Consider the following 24,333-nt stretch of genomic DNA (forward strand, 5'->3'; position numbering starts at 1 on the left):
TTATTTTGTCTTTGATTATTTTGTCTTTTATTGTGGGAAAACACCGGATTCGCCGGACCCTTCGGGATCACTCAAGATATCCATGACTTATGATTAATCAGTTTTAAAACTTTCATATTGTTTTATGAAAATTATTCTACATAGCCTAAAATTCATCGTCCTGAGCATAACTTCTCCCCAGCTTCAGGGCGAGTTCTGCTTTTTTAAGTTCCTGTCCCAGATAAGCAGCATGTTCCATTCTTGAAACCAGCTCCAGCTTTAGAATTGTATCCATGACTTCCCTGGCAGTTTTTCCGACAATGGAAGCATTTTCATGTTCTGCAAGTATGCTTCCGTCTTTCATTCCAAAACAGTCAGGAATTATGCTAATCCTGATGCTGCCTTTTGGATCAACAGTCCACATCTTGCTTTTTTCTGCACTCACAAAGGATTCCGGAAGAATTGAATCTGTACGTCTTCTTTTCTCTTTGACCTCTATCAGATCTATTCCAAGATCCTTTGGTGAACTTTCGCGCTCTTTTGCCAGCATCATCATCTGGGACGCCTTTTTGAGCTCATTAATGGAACCCTGCGTCTTGTTACTGTATTCTGGAGTAAAGAGAATGCTTGCTCCCACATCTGCGCCGATTCCACAAAGTGTAGCATTAACACCTGTAGAATCAACATCTATGAGTTCGGTGACATTGCCTATTCCATAGAAAACAGGGATTTCAGGGTTCTTTTCATGGAATTCCATATACCTTACAATAGAAACGGCAATTCCATGACCAATCGGGTCAAGAACGGGGTCAGCAATTAGTTTCTCAATACCGGCTTTGCGGGCAAGTTCAATGTTCTTCATGAGACTGTCATAACCTTCACCCTGATCAGGTATCACAACAGCAGGAATATCATGGGCGGCAATTTCAGAAGCAATTTCTGCAATATTGCTACCATCTAAGCTGAGCACCATATCAATGCCACAGTTAAGGGCTTCCCTGATTAGTACAGGGTCAAGAGTGTCAATACTCACAGGAAGATCGGTGGTTTTGCGGGCAATGCTGATAGCTCGCTTTACATCATCAGGATTTGCGTCAAGGGATGCACCAAGGTCGATCATATCCGCACCTTTCATTTCAAAACTGCGGATGCGTAGTTCAAGAGCTTCAGGAGCAAGCCCTGTGGCATCAACCACCTCTGCAAGTACCTTCATACGGGAATCGCCTCCAATTTTTATTTCCTTCAATTGAAGCGGACAAATAGCAGCATTTTCGAGTTCTTCAATCTTTTCAATAGCCATGGCACGCCTTACATCTGCAAGAAGTTCACAGGCAGGAACATCCCTTGAGAATTCCATTGTTTCTGCAAATGGGAGTACAAAACTGAGATCATAGGCATGCTTTGGACCAAGCCGTATTTTGCATCCTAATTCATGTTCTGCCTTTTCAAAATTGCCGGAAACAAGACCGGGAATAAATATTAAGTCATGATCGAAAACAGTAACTTGGTCTTTGATCGCAGCAAGCAGTTTACGAGGGGTAATGAATGCGGCAACCTGAGTGTCAGCAACAACGACATCTGCATGGTTGCCAATTGCATTCCTTACAGTCTGTTCAGCAAGTCTGCCCGTAGCTATCAGTATTTTCATGAATGGAAATAGCAGTGAAAGTAAAAAAGAATATCTGCCAAAAATATAGAATATATTAAATTGGCAGATCCGGCTTAATGCCGGACTGATACTGATTAAATCAATCAGTGGATAATGTCAATGATTGAACCGCCGTTGCCCCTGGACTGAATTGGTTCTACAACGGAACGGCTGACCTTGTTCACAGATGGGCTTGCACGCCTGTATGCACGTGGTGCGTCTGCCATAGGTTCACGTGCACTCTCGTATGATACACTACTGCACTGTGGATGCCCAAGGATCTGTGCTGACTGGACACCAGTCATGATAGCCATTACACGTACTCTGCCTTCGTACTCCGGAGTGATACGTGCTCCCCAGATGACATTTGCACTGGCTGAAAGCTCGTATGTGAGTGAAGCAGCAATCTCTTCAGCCTCTTTAAGACTGAGGTCAGGACCGCCGGTGATGTGTACAAGGCTGCCTGTTGCGCCTCTGTAATCCACATCAAGAAGTGGGTGGTTAAGTGCTGCGCGAACTACATCGTCGCTCTTGTCCTGGTTCTTGCTCTCACCAACAAGCATTACTGCAACGCCGCCGCACCCCATAATTGCCCTGATGTCAGCGTAGTCGATATTGATAAGTGAAGGCTGTGTGATCGTTTCTGTGATTCCCTTTACAGTCTCAGAGATGATCTGGTCCATTACTGAGAATGCCTGGTCAATTGGAAGGTTTGGTACATACTCAAGGAGTCTGTTGTTGTCAAGTACGATAACAGTGTCTGCAGCGCGGCGGAACTCTTCAAGTCCTTCCTCTGCCTTGACTGCTCTTGCCCTTTCAACTCTGAAAGGACTGGAGACCATACCTACGACAATTGCGCCCTGTTCCTTTGCGATCTCAGCTACTACAGGAGCAACACCAGTACCGGTTCCTCCTCCCATACCTGCTGTAACGAAAACAAGGTCTGCATTCTTGAAGATCTCTTCAAGGGTGCCGCGGGCAAGTTCTGCTGCCTTTGCACCAACTTCCGGGTATCCTCCTGCACCAAGACCGCGGGTAAGTGTCTTGCCCACGAGAATCTTCTTGTCTGCACGAATGAGGTCAAGGTGTTGCTTGTCAGTGTTGATAGCTACTGTCTCAGCACCTTCAATACCCATATTGTAAAGTCTGTTGATAGTGTTATTACCTGCACCACCACATCCAACGATCATAATCCTTGGCTGACCAAGAATATCGAACTGATCATCGTTAACTGCAATTGACTGGCGGTACGCTTTCTCTTTCTCTGTGTGTTTTAAGGCTTCCTGAACTATTGACTGCACTTTCATCCCCTCACGGATTTAGTAACATTACGGTATAGTGTCCTGGTTTTTAGTTGTTGCTCGATTTTTTACTGTAACCATTCATCAACGTTTATCAACGTTTTGTAATTCTGTAATTGCTATATTTCCGTTATTGTTATTATACTTATCCTTTTATGCAAGTTTGAAACATTTTACAAAAAAGGACCCGGAAAGCTGGCAAACATTAAATATTACATTTGAGAAAGAAACTATATAAATTTAACCTGCATGGTTTTTATATTTACCAACTGTATAAAAATAGTAGAGGCAGTTATTTCAGAATATTTCACCCTGATTTCTGCCCAATCAATTATATATCATTCTTATCATTTTATATGGTAAAGATATATACCTCGTAAAGAGAATTAACAAACAAATCTAATTTACCTTGTAAGTAATCTTGATAATATTTTGAAAATAGTTAATTATCAACTTAATTTATCAACTTCAACCGAAAATACCAAACGCCGGAGAGTTTTTTTGGACGGAATATACATTGCAGCTGCAATTCTTTTGCTTTACTGGATCGTTGTAATAACACTTGACAGAAAAGGAATACTTGACAAATACAATATCAGCGCCTATGGCCCTGTTCTAATGATAAGGACAACAAAAGGACTGAAATTACTTGATAAGCTTGCCATACCTAAAAAAGCATGGAGAGTTTATGCAGACATCGGCATCAGACTGATGTTTATAGGAATGATAGCAATGTTCCTTTTTGTTATCCTTTCCGACCTTGCCATGCTGGCATCATATGAAGCAAATACAATGCCGGAGCCAAGCAAGTTCAACGAGGCAAGGAATATATTCCTGATACCTGGTGTCAATGAGTTCATACCTCTCGTATGGGGTACGATCGCACTACTTGTCACCCTTGTAGTCCATGAATTCTCACATGCAATACTATGCAGAGTGGAAGATATCAGAGTCAAATCAATGGGAATCCTGCTTGCTGTTGTTCCCATAGGTGGTTTTGCAGAACCTGACGAAGAAGAGCTTTTCGGAAAGCAGGAAGAAGAACTCAATAATGAGAACGACCCTTATGGAGACCGGCGCCTTGGAATCATAATAGACAAGGGCGAAGTAAAGAAAGTTGTCAAAACCGATGAAAAGGTAGCTACCCGCAAACAGAGGGCAAGAATACTGGCAGCGGGCGTAATGGCAAACTTCGTGGTCGCTTTTCTGGCCTTTGCATTACTCTTTGGACCAGTACTTGGCTCACTGGCACCTCTTGGAGATACAATGGTCGTGGACATTTCCGAAGATAGCCCGGCTTATTCAGCAGGCATCCGGGAAAATATGGTAATTACGCAACTTGATGACACAAAAATCAACAACGTAAATGAAATGCTTGACTACCTGAGCGGACTTGAAACCGGCACAGCAGTAACAGTCCAGGCGGCTACAGAGCGTGTAGTGTCAAGTTACCAACTTGAAGTTGGCAATACTGACATAGACCCAGAAGGTATCCTTATACAAAGCATAGTAGAGGGGACACCTGCAGAAACAGCAGGAATGGAAGAAGGTACGCGCATTCTCTACATTGATGGAAAACCGATTTATACGTATACCGATTTCAGCGAGATCCTCAGTGAGAGCACTCCCGGACAGGAAATTTCAGTTGTTGTTGAAAACGATGAAGGAGAAACAATTGAATATATGGTCACACTTGCAGAGCATCCTGATTATGAAGGAAGAGGATTCCTTGGAGTAACAACAACCTCAGAAGGAAATGTAGCAACATCACTTGGTTTTTCCGTAGGGGAATATCCGGCAGCAGAATACCTTGAATTACTAAAGAGCATCCCTGGCATGCTCGGAGGACTTGCAGGATGGTACATAATTCTTGTACTGCCAATTAGCGGATTTACAGGAAACGGATTCCCGGGTTTCAGTGAAACGCTTTCCCAGTTCTACATGCCTGTAGGATGGGCAGAACCTTTCGGAATAGGAGTATTCTGGCTTGCAAACACTCTCCTGTGGGTAGGCTGGCTTAATTTCTATGTAGGCCTGTTCAACTGTCTTCCGGCCGTACCTCTTGACGGAGGACACGTTTTCAGGGATTCTATGAACGCCTTCATTTACAAGGTCACAGGAAATGAGGAAAAAGCAGAAAATATGTCATCATTGATATCTGCTACATTTGCAATGATGATATTGTTCTCATTCATCTTTATGGTAATAGGACCTTATCTGGTACATGGGTTCTAAGACTGACTGAAACTGACAGTTTGGATACAATTATATGGGAATCTACATGAAAAAAAGACACCTTTGGCATAAAACGCTTCTGAAATCAGTCACCGGAGCTCTTGCCATAATATTGGTGTATATATTACTTTTTCTGGAGATAATGATATATGAAGGTCAGACAGCTCATGTCAACATCTACGATTCCATTTACTGGGTAGTGACCACCCTTACAACAGAAGGATACGGAGATATTACAATGACTTCCCCTATAGGGAAGATGTATGCTGTTTTTGTCCAGCTGACAGGAATACCACTGGTGTTCGGGATACTTTTCACCCTTATAATAATCCCATGGATGGAAAAAAAGATCCAGTCCGGCATTCCTTCCAAAGCACCGAAGAAGCTTACAGATCATATCATTATTTGTGGATATAACAGGCTTATTGAGACGCTTATTGAGGAATTGAAGGAAAATGATATCCCTTATATCCTTGTTGAAGAAGAGACAGAGCTTGTCATGGAACTGCTTAAAAGGAATATCCATGCAATCTATGGCCTTGTAAGCGAGGAAGAAACCCTCAGGAATGCAAATATAAAAGAAGCCCGCTTCCTGATAGCAAACAGAAGCGATGAGATGAATGCAAATATCGTGCTGACAGCACGCAATATCAGTGACTTGAATATCATTGCTATGGTTGAGGACAGAGCCAACAAGAAATACCTGAAATATGCAGGAGCAACAAGTGTAGTTTCACCAAAGGAACTCTTTGGAAGGTTCATCGGAAGAAAGGCGGCAGATCCGTTTGTTAACAGGCTCACCGGTGCAACGGAATTCTTTGAAGGTGTCAGCATCGTGGAATTACCCATCTATCCGAAAAGTCCGTTGATAGGAAAATCCATGAAAAGTGCTGCAATAAGAGAGAAAACCGGTGCAAATGTCGTTGGGATGTGGAAAGGTGGAAGCCTGACTTTTGTGATCAAACCGGACGATATCATTAAAGACAATTCCGTGCTTCTTGCAATTGGTTCCAATGATCAGCTATCGAAACTTAAGAAATTGACACAATCCACGGAGTAAATGATATGGAAAACTCAGGACATCAGGATCATATTATAGTTCTTGGATGCGGGGATGTCGGCAGAAGGGTTGTGGAAACTCTAACTTTTGCCAATATTGAATTTGTAGTAGTGGATTCACAAGTATTTAAATTTGAAAATGCTGATTACGATTATGTTGTTGGAAATGCAACTGAGGAAGAAGTACTGATACAGGCAGGAGTTCCAAATGCATCCACAATTATAGTTACACTTAATGACGATACCCATGTGATGTTCGCAACACTCATATCAAGGGGACTTAACCCTGATTCAACGATAATTGCAAGGGCAAATTCATATAAGTCCATAGACAAAATATACAAGGCAGGCGCTAATTATGTTGCTGCGTTGCCTATTGTTGCCGGGCAAATGCTTGCGAAAATGACCTCAAGATGCATAGATATCTCATGCAAGAAAATGGACGAGGATATCATGCTCTATGAAGGCGTAGATATTGAAAAACACACGATTACCCATTCAGATGATCTTGCAAACAAGACCGTGGCTGATATAAGTCTCAGACACAAAGTAGGATGTACTATTTTAGGAATCGAAAGAGAAGGAAAGATCATCACAGACATACTCCCATCCACAAAGATACTGAAAGGAGATATCATTGCAGTTGTAGGCGGAAAAGAAGAGATATCCCGTTTCAAGGAAAAGTATGTAAAGAACTGAATTATTTGATTTTATGGGTTGCTACCAATGGACATACTGCTTATTGCTCTTGTTGTTTTTTGTGCATCTGCTTTTTTTTCAATGATAGGACTTGGTGGCGCTATATTCTATGTACCGTTTTTTTACTGGCTTACCGGAGATTTTATATTTTCTGTCACTACCGCCCTGTTTTTGAACTTAACCACCTCTGGATCGGCAGCTATTACGTATGTCAGAAAGCACATGGTGGATTTCAAAACAGCAATACCTTTTGTAATTGCCTCCACAATGGGAGCACAAATAGGCGCATTCTTCACAAAGATAGCACCCGTTGATTTCCTTTTGTTTATGCTTTCCCTACTGATGTTATTCGTAGGTGAAGAAATGATATTTTCAAAGGTGCAGATACTGTACAAGAGGAAACAGATCAAAGGAAAGCTCAAATACCTGCTGATAGTCATCTGCGGACTTCTGATAGGACTGATATCAGGTATGGTAGGGATAGGAGGAGGGTCATTGATCGTTCCTTTATTACTTGCAATTGGATTCGATATAAAAAGAGCCGCAGCAAGCTCCGGGTTTATGGTTTTTTTTACATCCATATCCGCATTTATTGCCCATGTTTCTTCCTGGAACCCGGATTTGCGTTTGATCACCTACATAATTATTGCAGCATTTTCCGGAGCGCAGCTGGGGTCTCATCTGATGCACAGCAGGGTCAGAGCGGAAACACTACAAAAAATGTTTGGAATAGTGCTTTGGCTGATGGCGGCTAAGATGTTATCAGGACTTTTGTGAAAATGATATGTATAACAGAAACCTTTAATACCGCCCGTAGCAATCAGTAGTTGCTTTGAGGGCCTGTAGGGTAGCCAGGATATCCTGATGGGCTTCGATGTGACCTTCTGGTCCGAAGATACCCATCGACTCGTGTTCGAATCGCGGCAGGCCCGTTCTTTTGCTTATTATTTTTCAAATTCTTTGTTTATTTGATGTTGACTCTGAGTTTTTTCAATCTCTTTACAGCATTTATTCAGACTTAGAAAAAGCAACTAGTGTCTTTTTCATAAAATAATTCTAACTGATACATAAGAAATATAATATCAAATTCATAACGAATTCATGGTATATCTTTTTATACCATTGTGTTTGTCAGAACATAACGATAAAAACAATTAATGTTTTACAGGTGTTGTCATGAAAGTAAAAAATGGTACATTACTCCTCATTTTTATGGTTCTGCTGGCTGTTACTGCATGCGGGTGCATGGAACAGACAAGTGCAGAACAGGTACAGGATACTACAAATAGCACGGTGAAAATCACGGATATGCTTGGCAGGGAACTAACGGTACCCGAAGATATCACATCGGTTTACGCCACATCTCCTCCTTCTACGATTCTTGTTTACATGCTTGCACCTGAAAAAGTCGCAGGCTGGAATTTTCTTAACACTTTTAATCACACATTGATGAACGATGAATACCTCAATTTGCCAATTCTTGGCGGGTGGTTCGGCACACAGACAGGAAATTACGAGACGATTATCAATATTCATCCTGACATCGTTATGGAAGGATACACAACCGACGGTCAGATTGATGAAGCAATCGAGCGCAGACAGGGATCTTTTGGAAATATTCCGGTTGTAGCCGTTGATGATTCGATTATTTTTGTAGAACAGTCAGACCCTACAATTGAATACGTAGGAAAACTCCTTGATTGTGAAGAGCAGGCTACTGACTTCATAAACTTCAGAGCCGGGGTCCTTGATGAAATTGAAAGCAAGGTCGCTGATATTCCAGACGATGAAAAGGTAAGAGTCTACTATGCAGAAGGAACAAAGGGACTTGCCACAGACCCATCGGGATCACAGCATTCACAGGTAATCGATATCTGTGGCGGTATAAATGTTGCTAACTGCTCACTTACCCCTGGAAACGGAATGACGCCAGTATCCATTGAACAGGTAATAGAATGGAATCCGGAGGTTATCCTCACATCAAATGCCCAGTTCTACAATACAGTTTACTCCGATCCACTCTGGGAGAACATCGACGCTGTACAGAATGAGCGTGTTTACCTGTCACCACTAAATCCATTCTGCTGGATAGACAGGCCACAGGGACCACATCTCATTATCGGAACCGCGTGGACGGCCACAGTATTGTATCCAGATCTTTTCGAAGATATGGATATGGAACAGACTACACGTGATTTCTATTCACAGTTCCTGCATTATGATCTTACAGACGAGGAACTTGAATCACTGCTGAATCCTTAACCGGATTCAAAAAATAATAAGCACAGGTATTCGCACAAACCTTCCTGCCTGTGCTTTATTTAATATAGAACAAAAGGTGGTGAAAAAAATGGATAAGAAATTCTATCCAGGTATTTCCTTAGGTATTTTTTTATTAATTCTTATTTTAGCAACTGCGATCAGCGGTTGCACTGACCAGACACAGCAATCCATAGTCCAGCAAGAAGAAACGGCAGAGACAGTAGAAATAACCGATATGTTGGGCAGAAACCTTACAGTGCCTTCTGAAATAGATAGCCTTGTAACCTCAACAGGCCCTTATTCCATACTGGTTTACATGCTTGCACCTGAAAAACTTGCAGGCTGGAATACATTTACTCCTGTAGACCATATGCTTATGGATGAGCGGTATACATCCCTTCCCGTAGTTGGTTCATGGGGAAGTGCCCAGACAGCAAACTATGAAACTGTCATTGGTCTTAATCCTGAAATTGTTATTGAAGGATACACCGTAAGCAAAAACGGACAGATAAGCGAACAGGTTACTGAAAGACAGGAGAAATTCGGAAGTATTCCTGTGGTTGCTATCAATGGTTCCATTATTGCCGTAGCCGATGGAGATGACACTATAGAATATCTGGGTCAACTGCTGGATTGTGAAGAGAAGGCAACTGAGTTCATCAATTTCAGGTCATCTGTCCTCAATGACATACAAGATAAAGTAAGCGACATCCCGAATGATGAAAAGGTACGTGTATATTATGCAGAAGGTTCAACCGGTCTTAAAACCGACCCTGCCGGTTCATTGCATTCTGAAGTAATCACCATATGTGGCGGTATTAATGTTGCAGACTGCCAGGTCACACCAGGAATGGGAATGACACCTGTATCTATTGAACAGGTAGCTGAATGGGACCCAGCGGTCATACTTACAACAGATTCCGAGTTCTACAACTCCGTTTATTCCGATCCGTTATGGACAAATATTGATGCTGTGCAGAACAAGCGTGTATATCTTGCACCACAAAATCCCTTCTGCTGGATAGACAGGCCATACGGTGTACACCGCGTGATAGGAGCTGCATGGACAGCCAACGTACTCTATCCGGAACTGTTCTCAGACACTGAACTTGAAGAACTGACGACCGAATTCTATTCGAAATTCTTCCATTATGACCTCAGTGAGGAAGAACTGGACAATTTGTTGCACCCTGAAACGGAGGCATCAGCATGAGTACGGATGAAAAGTTAGGAAATTTCCCGGATATAGCAGAGAACGTATTTGCTCCCATATATCCCGTTATAGCTTCAGATATTGCTGCTTCCAGTGGTATAAAAGAAGGTATTTGCCTTGACCTTGGATGTGGAATCGCATCCCTTGGCATTGCTTTTGCAGAACAGACGGAACTTATGGTCTATGCTGTAGACATCTCCGAGAAAATGCATGAGCTGTCAATTGAAAAAGCAGCCAGACACGGTGTTTCTGACAGGCTGGAACCTGTGCTTGCAGATGTACATAAACTTCCATTTGATGATGACTTTGCAAATCTCATAGTGAGCCGTGGCTCTGTTTTCTTCTGGGATGATCTTCCTGTTGCCTTCAGTGAAATTGCCAGAGTGCTTGCTCCCGGAGGTGAAGCCTGGATAGGTGGTGGTTTTGGTACCGCTGAGCTTCGCCAGCAGATAGCAAAAACAATGGAAGCACGTGCTCCTGACTGGCAGGAAGGTTCTAAAAAAAGGCTCAGCCCGGAGAACAAGCAGGCAATGAAAAATGCCTGCTTCACCACAGGACTGCTATTTAGAGTTGTAGATGATGATGCTGGTTTCTGGATAGTAATGAACAAATAGAGAGAAAGGAGGCAAAAAAATGAAATGCAAGATATGTGAAATGGCTTGTGATATCAACGAGCATAGTACCGGCAGATGCAAAACCTACCAGCTTGACGGTGACAAAATAATCCAGGACCCTGATCTTGGCTATCTGGGAGCGTTTCCTGTTTCAATAGAGACAATTCCTATGCTCCACTACTATCCTGCAGGAAAATTCCTTCAGGTTTTCAGCACAGGCTGTAATTTTCAGTGTCCGGGATGTATTGCAAGACTGCTGGCTACAAGAAAATCACTTGGATGGCAAACCCTAAGTCCTGACCAGGTTATTGAAACCGCACTAAAACTTGGATGCAAGGGAATTGCTTCCACACTCAATGAACCTGCTGCAAATTTTTATATGTTCCGTGAACTGGCACTTAAAGCCAGGGAAAAAGGCCTCCTTGTTGGTTGTTCCTCTAACTGCTACTTTACGGAAGAAACTATTGAAGAACTTGCCCGGTTTGTCAATTTCATGAATGTAGGTATAAAGGGATATTCTGATGATGCTTACAGGAATTGTGGAGTCCTGTCCTCCAAACCAGTATTTCGTAATATAGCGAAATTACATCGGATGGGAGTACACGTTGAGGTCTCAGCGGTCTACTTAAAAGGAAACGAAGAAGACGTAATCCAGGTTGCCAGAAACCTTGCAAACATATCAACATCAATTCCTTTGCAACTCATGAGATTCATTCCCTTCGGTGATGCACCGATAACCCTTGAACCTTCCATTGGTGCATCAGAAAGACTGTGCAACAGCCTGCATGACCATCTGGAACATGTGTACCTCTTCAACTCTCCCGGTACTGGATTAATGCACACTTATTGTCCTGAATGCGGTGAAATCGTTACAGAGAGAGAGTTCTACGGACCTATGGGTTCCAGGCTTCTTAAACCATGGAGCAATTACACCTGTAAGTGTGGCCACGATATTCCGGTCACAGGTACAGGGGCCATTGAGAGTTTCAGTGAATCAGGATTTATGGGCGGATACAGGATAAGCCGTGCTTTTGGAATGGTTCATGCTGTTCTTACATGCCTGGGAATTCCCGAAGAGGAAAGGATGCTTGAAGTATGGAAGGAAATTTCCAGCTCAGAAGTACTCATGGACATTCACCATATGATACAGAACCCGACCTCATATCTGGAATATATCAGATTGATCGCTGACAAGGCAGGTGTACAGGAGAAAGGTGAAGACCTTATATCATTCATCAGCAAGCGTCTGGAGCTGATTGAAAAGGTAGCCTTGGAAAATGATGGAGGAAGCGCATACTACTGTATGGGTTCACCGCTCTTTGCATTGAACGCCGGAAGAATGGAAAACAATCTTGTTAATTTTGCCGGAGGACGGAGTATCAACAAGTTGCTTCAGAAAGAAGGTAAGCCTGGTTTCAATGTCAATCCGGGATTTATCAACGACAATAACCCAAAAACGATATTTATCTCCGGTTTTCTTTCCCGTCCGCTGTATGAGTTCTATGGTCTCTGCAAGTATTACGGAATTGAAGCGGATGCAGTAAAGCAGCAGAGGATCTATGCGCTTCCACCCTCGTGGGATTTTGGAAGTCCTCGCTGGATACTCGGTCTTCTTTACATAGCAGATAAACTGTATCCGGGTAAACTGGAAATAGACATTGAGCAGGAAGCAAATACGTTCTACATACGCTACTACGGCATCTATTACACTGATGCAAAGCCTAACAGGTCTTTCCACAGGCCATCCTCAGGAATCTGGCCTAGGGAAGTTGCGGGGTGCACTCATGCCTGATTACAGGCGATGGGCCACCATTTCAATTTATTTGCTTCCAATATTGCTGTTAGTTGCTTCACTCTTTGTTGGCAGGTACCAGATGCCGGCGCCACTTATAGTTGCTGACATAGTAAATACAATAATCTCCTTCATATCGGGAACTGCAAGCCCGATGTCCACACAGCATACTGTACTTTTCAGTGTAAGGTTACCAAGAATACTTGCAGCTTTGCTTGTCGGCTCATCACTTTCACTTGCAGGAGTATCATTTCAGGGTGTTTTCCGGAACCCTCTGGTATCACCTTATATTCTTGGAGTGGGCGCCGGTGCAGGTTTTGGTGCATGTCTTGGAATTCTGCTCTGGGACAGCCAGCTTGCAATCCAACTGCTGTCATTTGCCTGCGGGCTGATAGCAATGTTTGGTGCGATCAGTATGGGCAAGGTCAGCAAAGGAACAGGGACTCTTGTATTTGTTCTCTCGGGAATAATCGTAGGTTCGATATTTACAGCCCTGATATCACTTGCAAAATACGTGGCTGATCCTTATGATGACCTGCCGGAAATTGTTTTCTGGCTCATGGGGAGTTTATCTTCGATCAGATATAACGACCTGCTCTGGATCATTGTACCGATGCTCCTGGGAACTTTGGTACTTTTCCTCCTGAGGTGGCGTATTAACATTCTTTCACTGGGGGATGAAGAAGCACGTTCCCTTGGTGTGAACGTTGACCAGATACGTTTGATAATAATTATCTGTGCCACCCTTATCACATCAGCTGCTGTGAGTATCAGCGGCGTTATCGGATGGGTGGGACTTGTGGTACCGCATATTGCAAGGATGATCGTAGGTCCGAATTACAACCGGCTTTTGCCAATGAGCATGGTGATTGGTGCATCATTCATGCTTCTGGTAGATGACCTTGCTAGAACTGTAACTGCAACTGAGATACCGCTGGGAATAATCACTTCCCTGCTTGGTGCACCGTTATTCGCATATCTTCTCAAAAGGGGGCGTATGGGATGGAATTAGAATTAATCTTAGAAGTAGATTCACTGGCATATTCGTATGGTAAAGGATCCGTCTTTGAGGATGTATCGTTTTCAATGGGAAGCGGAGAAGTAATGTGCGTACTCGGACCCAATGGAGTGGGTAAGTCCACTCTGATCAAATGTATTGCAGGTATTTTCAAACCTGCTGCAGGTTCTGTCCGCATACAGGGGGAGGATACTCAAACAATGACTTCAGGGTCTATTGCAAAGAAAGTCGGATATGTACCACAACAGAGCGAGACTGTTTTCCCATTCGATGTACTTGACTTTGTGGTTATGGGACGAACACCTCATCTTTCAATCTTCGGTTCACCCGGAGAGGAAGATATGGAAATCGCATGGAAATCCCTCGAAACTGTCGGTGTTGAGCATCTTTCTGAAAGGACATTGAACAGTCTCAGCGGCGGACAGCGGCAGATGGTGCTTATCGCCCGTGCCCTTGCACAGGAACCTGCACTTCTTTTACTGGACGAGCCAACTGCTCACCTTGATTTTGGAAATCAGGTGCTGGTTCTTGAAACCGTTCAGAAACTCGCATCATCAGGAATGTCAATTGTTATGAACACCCATATGCCAGACCATGCTTTCCTGGTAGGCAGCAATGCTGTTGCTCTGACAGGTGGTAAGCTGCTTGCCTGCGGACCGGTCCCATCGGTTGTGAACAGTCAGATAATGTCATCGGTCTATGGCATAGATGTCACTGTAAGAGACATAACCGACATTAACAGAAAAGTCTGTGTCCCATGTGGAAGTGGAAAGTGCTGATACTTTCCGCTTTTCAACTGGGAACTAAAAATAAGAATAAAACTTAAAAAAGAAAATAGAGTTTGAAATCAATCCAGAAGATCGATCTCAAATCCGACAACCGGCTGACCAAGGCCGAAGTTAACTATGACCTGTGGGAATACTTCTCCCATGACACCTATTTTTTTGCCATTTACGAGAATGTCAGCCCTTCTGCCTTCCATGAATGCAGGGTCTTCTGATTCTACTACCTCGTATTCCACAAGTCTTTCACGCATAAGAGCATCAACAAGTTCCCTTACTTCAGTGAAGTTTGCCTGCGGGCTTATGGAAACTGCTGCGAGGTGCAGACCGTTCTTTCCGTTGATAACAACATCTCCAGCCTCAAATATCCTCTGTGGAAGCTCCCTGTGCTGGTTCATGGAAAGGATCTCAATGAGGTTGGGCAGGATAGTTGTCCTGACCATTGTCTGGTCTTCACTTATCGGATGCATTACATAAGTAACATCATCGGTCTTTTCCCTGCACATCCAGTCGAAGTGAACCCTGTCGCTTGTAAGTGTGAAAGGCATGACCTGAAGATATCCAAGTCCGGTCATAATTTCACGCATATCAGTGCTTATGTCTGAAAGCATGTGTGACTTACCTACTGTTGCATTCATTGGGAATACAGCAGGAATCTTATCAAAACCATATCCGACTGCAATATCTTCAATGATGTCAGAATTATCAAGAATATCTGCACGGTAGCGTGGTATCTGTACTTCAATGCGTCCGTCTTCAAGTTCTTTAGCACCAAAGCCCATTCTTCCAAGCTGGTTAATTATCTCATCAGCCGGAAGTTCCATACCAATAAGACCATCGATCTCTTCTCTATCGAGTACTTTTAACCTTGGGCTCAGGTCAAGAGGGATAGATTCGGTTCCGTCTGCATTTACAACCTTAACATACTCAATTTCTCCGCCACGTTCTGCGAGAGCTGTTGTAACTATATTGAGTGCAGTGTATACTTCATTGCTGAGTCCTGTAACATCAACCAGAAGATCGGTTGTATCCTCGGTGACCATTGTAAGTGTACCGTTAATTATTGGTGGGAATGAGAGCACATTGTCGTTTGCATCAAGGATAAGTGGATACATGTCAAAACCATCAAGGATATGTGCGAAGCGTGTTCCTTTAGGATGCTTCTCAAGTATCTCCCTCATGGTCATTGGCTCTGTGAAATCAAGAGGAATGAAACTGAATTCCGGGTCTGCTGCAATGTATCTGAAAGGAGGCTGCACCTTTGAGAGGTCGTGCACACCTATTGATACTTTCTTACGGTCACGTCCAAGTCCCCAGTGAAGTGATTCCTGAAGGTCCATCAGTGTCTTGATAGCACTTGAAGTGAACTTTACACCACGGACGATCGCACAGCCAAAAACCGGACGGACTGAATCTATGTTCTCATCCTTTGTTATCTCAACTGTGTAAGGTTTGACCTCATATTCACGGAAACCGGTTTCAATATCCAGAAAACCACGCAGTGCACGTGAAACGCCCTCAACACTGTAAAGGTCCGGGCGGTCAGGGAAGAATTCGATATCTATGGACTCATCTTCTATACGCTCGATATCTGCACCTATCATTGGCACGCGTTTAATAATTGTATCCTTGTCGGTTCCGGTTAATTTTTCAAGGTCATCATATGGTAAGGTTATAATAGGCATAGGGTTTTCCTCAGTTCCTTCCCTGTTTTATTCTAGCTATAATCTAGCAGAACATATTCACCTTTACATTTAATATTTGTGTTTAATTGTGGCTAAATATGGGCTAAATATGGGTTAAATGCGGCTTACAGGGAAACATGCAGTTCGTTTTTAGAGTTCTTGTTCGTTTTTTGTAGAGGATTCAGAACCCTATGCCTGAAACATTGCAAATGCTAAGCTAATTCCAGATTAAATTAAGATTTAATCCAAATTTAATGTTGAATTTAATGCTCAGAAAATACTGAGCATTGTGACGTACTTTCCTGCAAATATGAATACTGACCACATAATAGGTTCAAATGCTGCGAAGATGTAAGATGTGTATTCTTTTCTGGACCTTACAACCCTGTTAATGTAGCTTACAGCGTAATAGAACATTGGGATGACCGCAAGTGTGAAAACTGGCAGAAGACCCAGTACAACACAACCCAGTATGAAGATAATTGACACATAGTTGATAAGTCTGAGAATGAATGGGTATTTTCTATCACCGAGAATTGCAGGGACTGTCAGAAGACCATCTTTACGGTCGCCTTCCATGTCTCTTACATCAAAGAGTATCTGGATATTCATCATGCGAATGAAAACAAAGAGTGAAAGCATCATTGCACCGTATGTGACTGGTATTGAATAGTAGACGAATGCAAAAATTGCCATGAATGCCCAGACAATGGAAACAAACACATTCTTGAATGCCGGGATCTTTTTTGTAAGCTTCTTAAAGTGGCTTCCATAAAGAAGACCAAGAATCAGGATTGACATTCCTATTGCGGTTATGATAATTGATGTGAAAATCATCATTACAGTGAAAAGTACCAGAGATGCGATAATAACTGTGCACTTGCTCTTGTTCTTACATAATAGATACTTTGCACGACTGCTGTTTGTAACCTCATCAGTGGATGCACCCTGTGTGTAGTCATAAAGATAAATTGCGTAAAACAGAAGATATGTCACAATGAGAATATCCCAGCTTACATGGATCATAAACAGAATGGAGCAAGCCATTACAACAGAAACTGATCCTATAGCGAAGAGATGGCCACCAAACACCAGTTCTCTCCAAAGCACATTCATAAGCATTACGATATCATTTCTAAATCCTAATCCGGAACCGACTGCATGTACATGAGAACTCATAAAAGTTGATAGCTTTGGACACGCATGTTAATATAATGAATATAAATGCAAATATATATTAAAAATTGTGAACATTTAGTATATACCAATGAACATACTCTACTTGAATAAGTATCTACGGATAAGCAAGGGAAAAAATAAAAATTTAAGCTAAGTTCTGCAATTGAATATGCAGATAACGCAAAGATACACAGAAATTGCACAGCATTGTAGGATAGAAAACTTACATTCTTACAATACCTTTAATTACCAGTACCGTTTAATTATAAAACAAATACAATATAATTAATCGTATTTCTTGATACCTTGAACATCATCAAATAATTAGAGATTCACTATAAAATCAAATTATTCATCCAGCGGTGAAACAATGGCCGATGATCAATCTAATATTTCTGAGGAAGAATCTTCCACCCATAACAAAAATAAAAAAGACAATCATGAAGAAGTTTCCAGTGATCCGGAAACTGACGATGAAATCCTTAACACGGACATAATGAAGGAAATGTCGGAAATTGAGAAAGAAAGAGATAAATTCGAGAAGGATTTTGCTCAACTGCTTAGTGCAACTGAAGCCATAACCGATGAAGATAATGAGGATCAGAGAGAAGAAGAGGAAAGTGATGAAGATTTTGGGATTTTACTTCCAAAATCACCAAATTTCGGACCTTCAAAGCCACTAATCACTGGAATTGATGAGGAAAAAGCTCCTGAGCCAATTAAAGAAGAAGTAAGTATAGAAAAGGAAGATGAAGATGATACCGGCAAAGAAGAAATTGAAAGTATCGTGCCGGAAGAAGAATTAATTTCCTCAGAGGCTACGGAATTAGAAACTGAAGAAGAAGCTCCGAAAGAACAGGAAAAAGCGGAAGAAAAAGACGAGAAGCTTGGATTTGTTGACAAGATCAAAAACCTTTTCAAACAAACAGAAGATGAGATCGAGCCGTATGACCCGGAGATTCACGGACCTATTACCGAGTTCAAAGGTGTGGAAGGATACGAAGAAGTTGAACGCTACTGGGTAAATGAACCGTATGCATTCATAGTTATCTTATTCAACGAAGACCGCAACGGTCACCTTTACTACATAGTAGAACCTGAACTTACTGATTTTGAACATACTTTCCTTCTTGAAATAAAGGATAGATTAAGAGATGTGCTTCTTGTGGAAGAGATACGTGAGGAAGAGGATGACAAGGAAGCTGTGCTTGACTCGAAGATCAGGTCCATTATTAAGGATTACACTATCGAAATTACACCGCCGATGCTGGCAAAGATCTCATATTTCATTAAGAGGGACTTCGTCAGGTTCGGAAAGATCGATGCCCTGATGATGGATGACTCCATTGAAGATGTGTCCGGCAATGGCCATGACGTGCCAATTTTCCTTTATCACAGGGCACACACGAATATCGCAACCAATGTCATCTATGAAGAGGATGAACTGAACTCTTTCATCATCCAGATGGCCCAGAGAAGTGGTAAGCATATATCAGTTGCAGAACCTATGGTTGACGCAACCATGCCGGATGGGTCCAGGATCCAGATGACACTGGGTACAAGTGTTACAGCACACGGTAGTACATTTACTATCCGTAAGTTCAGTGATACACCAATAACACCTGTGGACCTTATCAAATGGGGAACCTTCTCCTCAGAATCTATGGCATATCTCTGGCTCTGTATTGAGAACAACAAGAGTCTGATCTATGCAGGAGGTACTGCATCAGGTAAGACTTCATCACTTAACGCGGTTTCACTCTTTATTCCTGAAAAAGCCAAGGTCATCACCCTTGAAGATACAAGAGAACTCAAACTCCCACATCCAAACTGGATCCCCAGTGTTACAAGGGATTCCTTCACCGCAGATGAAAGGGGAGCTGTTGATATGTATGACCTGCTAAAAGCAGCCCTGAGGCAGAGACCTGAGTTCCTGCTTGTGGGTGAGGTAAGAGGTAAGGAAGCACTCACACTTTTCCAGGCAATGTCAACAGGACACACCACATTCTCAACAATGCATGCTGATTCTGTTGCATCTGCCATTCACAGACTTGAGAACCCCCCTATCAGTGTTCCACGTACAATGATCCAGGCACTGGATATCATGAGCATCCAGTCCCAGACATACACCCATGGTAAGCGTGTAAGAAGAAACATCAAGCTGGTAGAGATCGTTGACATCGATCCGAATACAAGGAACATCAGGACAAACGACATCTTTGTATGGGATTCAGAGTCGGACATGTTCATCCGTACAGGCGAATCAAAAGCCCTTTTCGACATCAAGATGAGGCGTGGTTGGGCACAGGGTAAGATAGATCAGGAATTGTACTATCGTCAGAAGATCCTTGAATACATGGCAAACAACGGTATTACAGATTTCCAGGAGATCTCCGATATTATCAATGCTTACCAGTCCACACCGGAAAAGGTACTGAAAAAATTAAAACTGGTATAACACTGGTGTGAAAAACTGGGTGTGATAATGTGACTGAGATAAAGGAAAGTTCTGAGATACTGACAGAAGATATCCCTGAAGATATTATCGAGGAGATTGGTGAAGAGGATGTATCTGCTGAAACCCGGACAGCTCAGAACCCGGTAAGCGATGATAAGAAGGGAAAAAATAAGAAAAATAAGTCTAAAAAATCTAAAAAACCAAATAATGGTTTTGATTTCGATCATTACGTGAAGAAAGCTGGAATTTACCTGGAGATATTTAAAAGAATACCTTATGTGCTTATTGGCGATAAGATCAAAGCCAAAAGCTATGAGAATCTTCAACTACAGCTTAACCAGGCACGTATTCCTATTTCTCATGAGATGTACATCTCAAATGCAATCTTCTATTCCCTTGTTGCAGGCATTGCAGGTGCCCTTATAGGATTATTCCTTACATACACTGTTGTTGTCCTTGTAGGATTGCCTGAACAACTGACAAACCTAACATTCAGCCCCAGGTTTGCATGGCTACTGGCCTTCAAGGAATTATTTGTTGGTGTATTCATCACGGCTATTTTCATGGTAGGCATGGGAGGAGTTGTTTATGCACTTTTCATGCTCCTGCCAGGATTCCAGGCAAGCGAAAGAAAAGCCAAGATAGATATGCAGCTACCTTATGCTGTTACATTTATGTACGCCCTTAGTAAAGGCGGAATGAATATTATTGATGTGTTCAGAGCACTTGCAAGGTCTGAGGACACATATGGAGAAGTGTCCAAGGAAATTGATTCCATAGTAAGGGATATGGATTATTTCGGACATGACCTGAGAACCGCACTTTCAAGTGCTTCTGAAACAACACCCTCTGATAGATTCCAAGATCTTATGTATAACCTTCTTACTGTTATTGACAGTGGAGGAAATATACCTAACTATTTCCGCGACAAATCAGAACAATATCTTGTCAAGGCAGAAGTCGACCAGAAAGGATTCCTTGAAACCCTGGGACTGCTGGCAGAATCATATGTCACTGCCTTTGTAGCTGGCCCCCTTTTCATTATTATCATGGGAGTCATGATGGCTGTCATGGGCTCAGGAACTACCACCATGGTATATGCCATCATCTACGCAGTATTGCCTATTGGTTCCATAATGTTCGTTGTGATGATCAGTATTATCACACCGACTGAGCTTGGTGAACCTAAACTGCTACCTACAAATGAAACTCTGGACCACGGAATACCGGATGTTCCAGGTAATCTGGAGCAGGTTTATAATGAAGATGGTGAACTCATTGGTGAAACAGAAGAGAAAATCCGCAATAGAGGTTATTTCGAAGGTTTCATCAAATCCAAGAAATCTCTTGCATTGAAGAGTATAGCATTGAATCCTCTGCAGCCAATGCTTAAGGAACCACTTACTACGCTTGCAATCACAATCCCACTGGCTCTGCTTGTAATCCTTGTGCCCATACTAATGGACATGAACAGAATACGTGATCCAGCCTACTTCATTGATTTTATTGACGATAAGATAGTATTTGCAATCTTTATAATCATTGTACCACTCTCTATATTCCATGAGATAAAGGCCAGAAGAAAAAGAAAGCTGGAGAATAGCTTCCCGGATTTCATGAAAAAGCTTGCCAGCACCAACGAAACTGGTATGACGCTCAGGGATTCCATCAGACTTATGGCCAAATCCGATACAGATTCTATTAGCAAAGAGATTAAGAAAATCTGGCGTGATATCTTCTGGGGACTTGAGATCAACGATGCATTGATACGATTTGCAAATCGTCTGAGAACTCAGGTTGTCACAAGGTCACTTTCACTTATAACAAAAGCCAATGAATCCAGTGGAGATATCGGTGAAGTCCTTATGGTTGCTGCAAGGGATGCAGCATCCGAGCAGGGAATGAAAAGGGAACGTGGTATGAGCATGATGATCTACATTGTCATCATCTATATATCGTTCTTCGTCTTTGTCGGAGTTATATTTGTTATTTCCACAACCTTCCTTACCGAGATGGCAGCAGCCGGAGAACAGATGGCAGCTTCAGGCTCACAGACAGGAGGATTCCTCGGAAGCTTTGACCTTGAGGCATACACACGTCTGTTCAAGCACGCATCCATTATCCAGGGACTTAGCTCAGGACTCATGGCAGGTGCAATGGGAGAAGGGAATGTAATGTCCGGTCTGAAGCATTCTACCATTATGATAGCCATTGGATACATAATATTCACGCTTTTCGTGTGATAGGACAAACATTATAGATTAAGCCAGGAACTTAAACTTCTCCTGGCAAATACTTTTTTAGAATCAGGATCCTTTGTACTGATCAGCAGAGAGGATTTGTTCATGAAAATAGCCGGATTAGATGAAGCTGGAAAGGGACCGGTAATAGGACCAATGTGCATCGGCGGGGTTATGATTGACGATGTAAAGGAAAGTACATTGAAGAATCTTGGAGTTGCCGACTCAAAGAAACTCAGTCCTAAAAAGAGAGTGCATCTTGCAGGGCAGATAGAAAAGTATTCAGAAAATGTCTTTGTTTTAGAGATATCTGCTCAGCAGATAGATGAACTCAGAACCCTTATGAGTATGAATGACATTATGGTTCTTGCATTCTCAAAAGTGCTTGAACAGCTTCACCCTGAAACTGCATATGCTGATGCTGCTGATGTAAAAGAAGAAAGATTCGGTTTCAGGCTTCTGGAAGAATACAGGAAGAATAATCCTGAAAAAGCTGACAACATAACAATTGTTTCAAAGCACAAAGCAGATGCAAGTTATCCTATAGTATCTGCTGCATCAATCGTTGCCAAAGTTCGCAGGGACCAGCTTATAGAGGACTTAAAAGCTGAGAATGATGTGGATTTTGGAAGCGGATATCCTTCAGACCCAAAAACTAAGAAGTTCCTTGCTGACTGGTATGAGGAGCATGGAGAATTACCTGATTATGTGAGACATTCCTGGAAGACGGCGGAGAATGTTGTGAAGAATGCTGAAGCTGAAAATGATCAGGAATAAAGCAGCAAGAACAAAATAAGGCTCTGTAAAATCCCTGTTAATATGAATGACACAAAAATAGTCTTAAACCTAAAAATAAAGTAACCATACGCCGAAGGCGGCACATTCCGATACTTCTATACAGAAGATTGTGCCAAAGATTTTTGTATAGAGAGAGAATGACTTTTACAGACGTTTTGTGAAGAAAGTATTGCACAGACTATTTTGTTTTGTCTAATGGGAAAACGCCGGCTTCACCGGACCCTTCGGGATAACCCAAGTTATCCATGACCTACGATAAGAGCAGGAAATAAAAATCAAATAAAAGTTAATTGAAATAAAAAAGAGTGGAATCAATTTTTGGAGATGAACTCCATCATTGATTCGAATATTCTGATACCGTCTTTTGAGCCGAGTATTTCCTCGGAAGCTCTTTCAGGGTGTGGCATCATACCAAGTACGTTCTTCTTTGCACTTACAATGCCTGCAATGTTTTCCTGTGAGCCGTTAGGATTTGCCTCGTCTGTGACCTTACCTTCCTTGTCCACATATCTGAATGCAACCTGGCCGTTGTCCTCAAGTTTTGAAAGGGTTGCTTCGTCTGCATAGAAATTACCTTCCATGTGAGCGATAGGAATGCTGACAATCTCACCTTTTTTGAATTTCGATGTAAATGGTGTGTCAGTTGTCTCAACTCTTAGAAGTGTGGATTCACATTTGAATTTAGGATAGTTGTTGGTTGTGAGAGCTCCATCCAGCAAGCCGGATTCTGTGAGAATCTGGAAACCGTTGCATATACCTATGACAGGTTTACCGGCTTCTGCAAGTGCTTTGATGGAATTCATGACAGGAGTACGTGCTGCGATGGCACCGGCCCTGAGGTAATCTCCGTATGAGAATCCTCCCGGAACAACTATTCCGTCAAAACGGGAAAGGTCTTCTTCCTTGTACCATACGAGTTCAGCGTCAACTCCAAGAACATCCTTTAAGACATGCAACACGTCAAGGTCACAATTGCTGCCACCAAACTGTACAATACCTATACTCATTGCAGTTCCCTCAGAGATATTTCATAATTATGGATGATCGGGTTTGCGATGAGCTTCTGGCACATCTGCTCGACTGTCTCTCTGGCATCATGGATGTTCTCTGCCTGAAGACCAATTGTGTATTTCTTTGCTGTTTTTACACTGTCGGTCTCATATCCTAAGTGCTCAAGTGCCCTTTTGATTGTTGTGCCTTCAGGGTCAAGCATACCGCTTTTAAGTTCAATGGTTACATCTGCCTGATATTGCATTTGGAATCCTCATTTGATGATGTATATTGATAATAATATAACAGTTAACTAGGCAATTAATAATAACGCCTTATATTATAAGCTTTGCATTGAGACATGCCATTTCCAGTTCCTAA

General features: G+C 42.3%; 19 protein-coding genes and 1 tRNA gene. 14 read left to right on the forward strand and 6 right to left on the reverse strand.

The genetic code is table 11. The annotated features are described in order from the left end of the window. Positions 1–145: 145 nt before the first annotated feature. A complete protein-coding gene (locus tag RE474_RS00660; protein WP_309311070.1) occupies positions 146–1,627 on the reverse strand; it encodes a dihydropteroate synthase-like protein in 1,482 nt (493 codons plus the stop codon). A 104-nt stretch (positions 1,628–1,731) separates the two neighbouring features. Next, on the reverse strand, positions 1,732–2,928 hold the full coding sequence (ftsZ, locus tag RE474_RS00665) for a cell division protein FtsZ (RefSeq protein WP_309311071.1): 1,197 nt from the start codon (positions 2,926–2,928) through the stop codon (positions 1,732–1,734). A gap of 501 nt (positions 2,929–3,429) precedes the next feature. Between ftsZ and RE474_RS00670 the strand changes: the two genes are divergently transcribed. The 11 genes from RE474_RS00670 to RE474_RS00720 all read left to right on the forward strand — a co-directional run bounded on the left by RE474_RS00670 (position 3,430) and on the right by RE474_RS00720 (position 14,599). Beyond that, positions 3,430–5,163 (forward strand): site-2 protease family protein, encoded by a 1,734-nt coding sequence (locus tag RE474_RS00670; RefSeq protein WP_309311072.1) that lies wholly within the window; start codon positions 3,430–3,432, stop codon positions 5,161–5,163. Positions 5,164–5,209: 46 nt separating this feature from the next. Then, positions 5,210–6,223: a potassium channel family protein gene (locus RE474_RS00675; protein WP_309311073.1), complete on the forward strand. Its 1,014-nt coding sequence runs from the start codon at positions 5,210–5,212 to the stop codon at positions 6,221–6,223. Positions 6,224–6,228: 5 nt separating this feature from the next. Beyond that, positions 6,229–6,921 carry a potassium channel family protein gene (locus tag RE474_RS00680; RefSeq protein WP_309311074.1) on the forward strand — a complete coding sequence of 231 codons (693 nt, stop codon included), beginning with the start codon at positions 6,229–6,231 and terminating at the stop codon, positions 6,919–6,921. A gap of 27 nt (positions 6,922–6,948) precedes the next feature. Continuing rightward, positions 6,949–7,698: a sulfite exporter TauE/SafE family protein gene (locus tag RE474_RS00685; protein ID WP_309311075.1), complete on the forward strand. Its 750-nt coding sequence runs from the start codon at positions 6,949–6,951 to the stop codon at positions 7,696–7,698. 59 nt (positions 7,699–7,757) lie between these two features. After that, a tRNA-Arg gene (locus RE474_RS00690) sits at positions 7,758–7,853 on the forward strand. A 244-nt stretch (positions 7,854–8,097) separates the two neighbouring features. Next, positions 8,098–9,183 carry an iron ABC transporter substrate-binding protein gene (locus RE474_RS00695; RefSeq protein ID WP_309311076.1) on the forward strand — a complete coding sequence of 362 codons (1,086 nt, stop codon included), beginning with the start codon at positions 8,098–8,100 and terminating at the stop codon, positions 9,181–9,183. 88 nt (positions 9,184–9,271) lie between these two features. Further along, positions 9,272–10,396 carry an iron ABC transporter substrate-binding protein gene (locus RE474_RS00700; RefSeq protein WP_309311077.1) on the forward strand — a complete coding sequence of 375 codons (1,125 nt, stop codon included), beginning with the start codon at positions 9,272–9,274 and terminating at the stop codon, positions 10,394–10,396. Beyond that, positions 10,393–11,010, forward strand: coding sequence for a class I SAM-dependent methyltransferase (locus RE474_RS00705; RefSeq protein WP_309311078.1), 618 nt, complete (start codon positions 10,393–10,395; stop codon positions 11,008–11,010). The genes RE474_RS00700 and RE474_RS00705 overlap by 4 nt, the downstream gene beginning before the upstream one ends. A gap of 19 nt (positions 11,011–11,029) precedes the next feature. Beyond that, the gene (locus RE474_RS00710) at positions 11,030–12,802 is read left to right on the forward strand and encodes a radical SAM protein (protein WP_309311079.1); all 1,773 of its coding nucleotides are present in this window, start codon (positions 11,030–11,032) and stop codon (positions 12,800–12,802) included. Further along, positions 12,795–13,814 (forward strand): FecCD family ABC transporter permease, encoded by a 1,020-nt coding sequence (locus RE474_RS00715; RefSeq protein WP_309311080.1) that lies wholly within the window; start codon positions 12,795–12,797, stop codon positions 13,812–13,814. The genes RE474_RS00710 and RE474_RS00715 overlap by 8 nt, the downstream gene beginning before the upstream one ends. After that, a complete protein-coding gene (locus RE474_RS00720) occupies positions 13,805–14,599 on the forward strand; it encodes an ABC transporter ATP-binding protein (RefSeq protein ID WP_309311081.1) in 795 nt (264 codons plus the stop codon). Before RE474_RS00715 ends, RE474_RS00720 begins: the two co-directional genes overlap by 10 nt. A gap of 68 nt (positions 14,600–14,667) precedes the next feature. On the opposite strand, the gene pheT is transcribed toward RE474_RS00720, so the two are convergent. Together pheT and RE474_RS00730 are read right to left on the reverse strand one after the other, a co-directional pair. After that, positions 14,668–16,287 carry a phenylalanine--tRNA ligase subunit beta gene (gene pheT / locus RE474_RS00725; RefSeq protein WP_309311082.1) on the reverse strand — a complete coding sequence of 540 codons (1,620 nt, stop codon included), beginning with the start codon at positions 16,285–16,287 and terminating at the stop codon, positions 14,668–14,670. A gap of 270 nt (positions 16,288–16,557) precedes the next feature. After that, a complete protein-coding gene (locus RE474_RS00730; RefSeq protein ID WP_309311083.1) occupies positions 16,558–17,466 on the reverse strand; it encodes a UbiA family prenyltransferase in 909 nt (302 codons plus the stop codon). A 370-nt stretch (positions 17,467–17,836) separates the two neighbouring features. Here RE474_RS00730 and RE474_RS00735 point away from each other — a divergent pair, with 370 nt between their 5' ends. From RE474_RS00735 to rnhB, 3 genes are all read left to right on the forward strand, one after another. Beyond that, positions 17,837–19,924 carry a type II/IV secretion system ATPase subunit gene (locus RE474_RS00735; protein WP_309311084.1) on the forward strand — a complete coding sequence of 696 codons (2,088 nt, stop codon included), beginning with the start codon at positions 17,837–17,839 and terminating at the stop codon, positions 19,922–19,924. Positions 19,925–19,953: 29 nt separating this feature from the next. Continuing rightward, positions 19,954–22,167 (forward strand): type II secretion system F family protein, encoded by a 2,214-nt coding sequence (locus RE474_RS00740; protein WP_309311085.1) that lies wholly within the window; start codon positions 19,954–19,956, stop codon positions 22,165–22,167. Between the two features lie 102 nt (positions 22,168–22,269). Next, entirely contained in the window at positions 22,270–22,941 is a 672-nt protein-coding gene (rnhB, locus tag RE474_RS00745; RefSeq protein WP_309311086.1) for a ribonuclease HII, read from the forward strand. A 332-nt stretch (positions 22,942–23,273) separates the two neighbouring features. Here rnhB and purQ read toward each other — a convergent pair whose 3' ends face one another. Both purQ and purS read right to left on the reverse strand, forming a co-directional pair. After that, positions 23,274–23,969, reverse strand: coding sequence for a phosphoribosylformylglycinamidine synthase subunit PurQ (gene purQ / locus RE474_RS00750; protein WP_309311087.1), 696 nt, complete (start codon positions 23,967–23,969; stop codon positions 23,274–23,276). Continuing rightward, positions 23,966–24,217 carry a phosphoribosylformylglycinamidine synthase subunit PurS gene (gene purS, locus RE474_RS00755; protein ID WP_309311088.1) on the reverse strand — a complete coding sequence of 84 codons (252 nt, stop codon included), beginning with the start codon at positions 24,215–24,217 and terminating at the stop codon, positions 23,966–23,968. Before purS ends, purQ begins: the two co-directional genes overlap by 4 nt. Between the last annotated feature and the right edge of the window lie 116 nt (positions 24,218–24,333).

Source organism: Methanolobus sediminis, from assembly GCF_031312595.1.
Classification (GTDB): domain Archaea; phylum Halobacteriota; class Methanosarcinia; order Methanosarcinales; family Methanosarcinaceae; genus Methanolobus; species Methanolobus sediminis.

Excerpts from the sequence above, each read along its gene's own strand:
- RE474_RS00660 (WP_309311070.1), bottom strand. The coding sequence starts at position 1,627 with ATGAAAATACTGATAGCTACGGGCAGACTTGCTGAACAGACTGTAAGG.
- RE474_RS00675 (WP_309311073.1), top strand. The coding sequence starts at position 5,210 with ATGAAAAAAAGACACCTTTGGCATAAAACGCTTCTGAAATCAGTCACC.
- RE474_RS00680 (WP_309311074.1), top strand. The coding sequence starts at position 6,229 with ATGGAAAACTCAGGACATCAGGATCATATTATAGTTCTTGGATGCGGG.
- RE474_RS00685 (WP_309311075.1), top strand. The coding sequence starts at position 6,949 with ATGGACATACTGCTTATTGCTCTTGTTGTTTTTTGTGCATCTGCTTTT.
- RE474_RS00695 (WP_309311076.1), top strand. The coding sequence starts at position 8,098 with ATGAAAGTAAAAAATGGTACATTACTCCTCATTTTTATGGTTCTGCTG.
- RE474_RS00700 (WP_309311077.1), top strand. The coding sequence starts at position 9,272 with ATGGATAAGAAATTCTATCCAGGTATTTCCTTAGGTATTTTTTTATTA.
- RE474_RS00705 (WP_309311078.1), top strand. The coding sequence starts at position 10,393 with ATGAGTACGGATGAAAAGTTAGGAAATTTCCCGGATATAGCAGAGAAC.
- RE474_RS00710 (WP_309311079.1), top strand. The coding sequence starts at position 11,030 with ATGAAATGCAAGATATGTGAAATGGCTTGTGATATCAACGAGCATAGT.
- RE474_RS00715 (WP_309311080.1), top strand. The coding sequence starts at position 12,795 with ATGCCTGATTACAGGCGATGGGCCACCATTTCAATTTATTTGCTTCCA.
- RE474_RS00720 (WP_309311081.1), top strand. The coding sequence starts at position 13,805 with ATGGAATTAGAATTAATCTTAGAAGTAGATTCACTGGCATATTCGTAT.
- pheT (WP_309311082.1), bottom strand. The coding sequence starts at position 16,287 with ATGCCTATTATAACCTTACCATATGATGACCTTGAAAAATTAACCGGA.
- RE474_RS00730 (WP_309311083.1), bottom strand. The coding sequence starts at position 17,466 with ATGAGTTCTCATGTACATGCAGTCGGTTCCGGATTAGGATTTAGAAAT.
- RE474_RS00735 (WP_309311084.1), top strand. The coding sequence starts at position 17,837 with ATGGCCGATGATCAATCTAATATTTCTGAGGAAGAATCTTCCACCCAT.
- rnhB (WP_309311086.1), top strand. The coding sequence starts at position 22,270 with ATGAAAATAGCCGGATTAGATGAAGCTGGAAAGGGACCGGTAATAGGA.
- purQ (WP_309311087.1), bottom strand. The coding sequence starts at position 23,969 with ATGAGTATAGGTATTGTACAGTTTGGTGGCAGCAATTGTGACCTTGAC.
- purS (WP_309311088.1), bottom strand. The coding sequence starts at position 24,217 with ATGCAATATCAGGCAGATGTAACCATTGAACTTAAAAGCGGTATGCTT.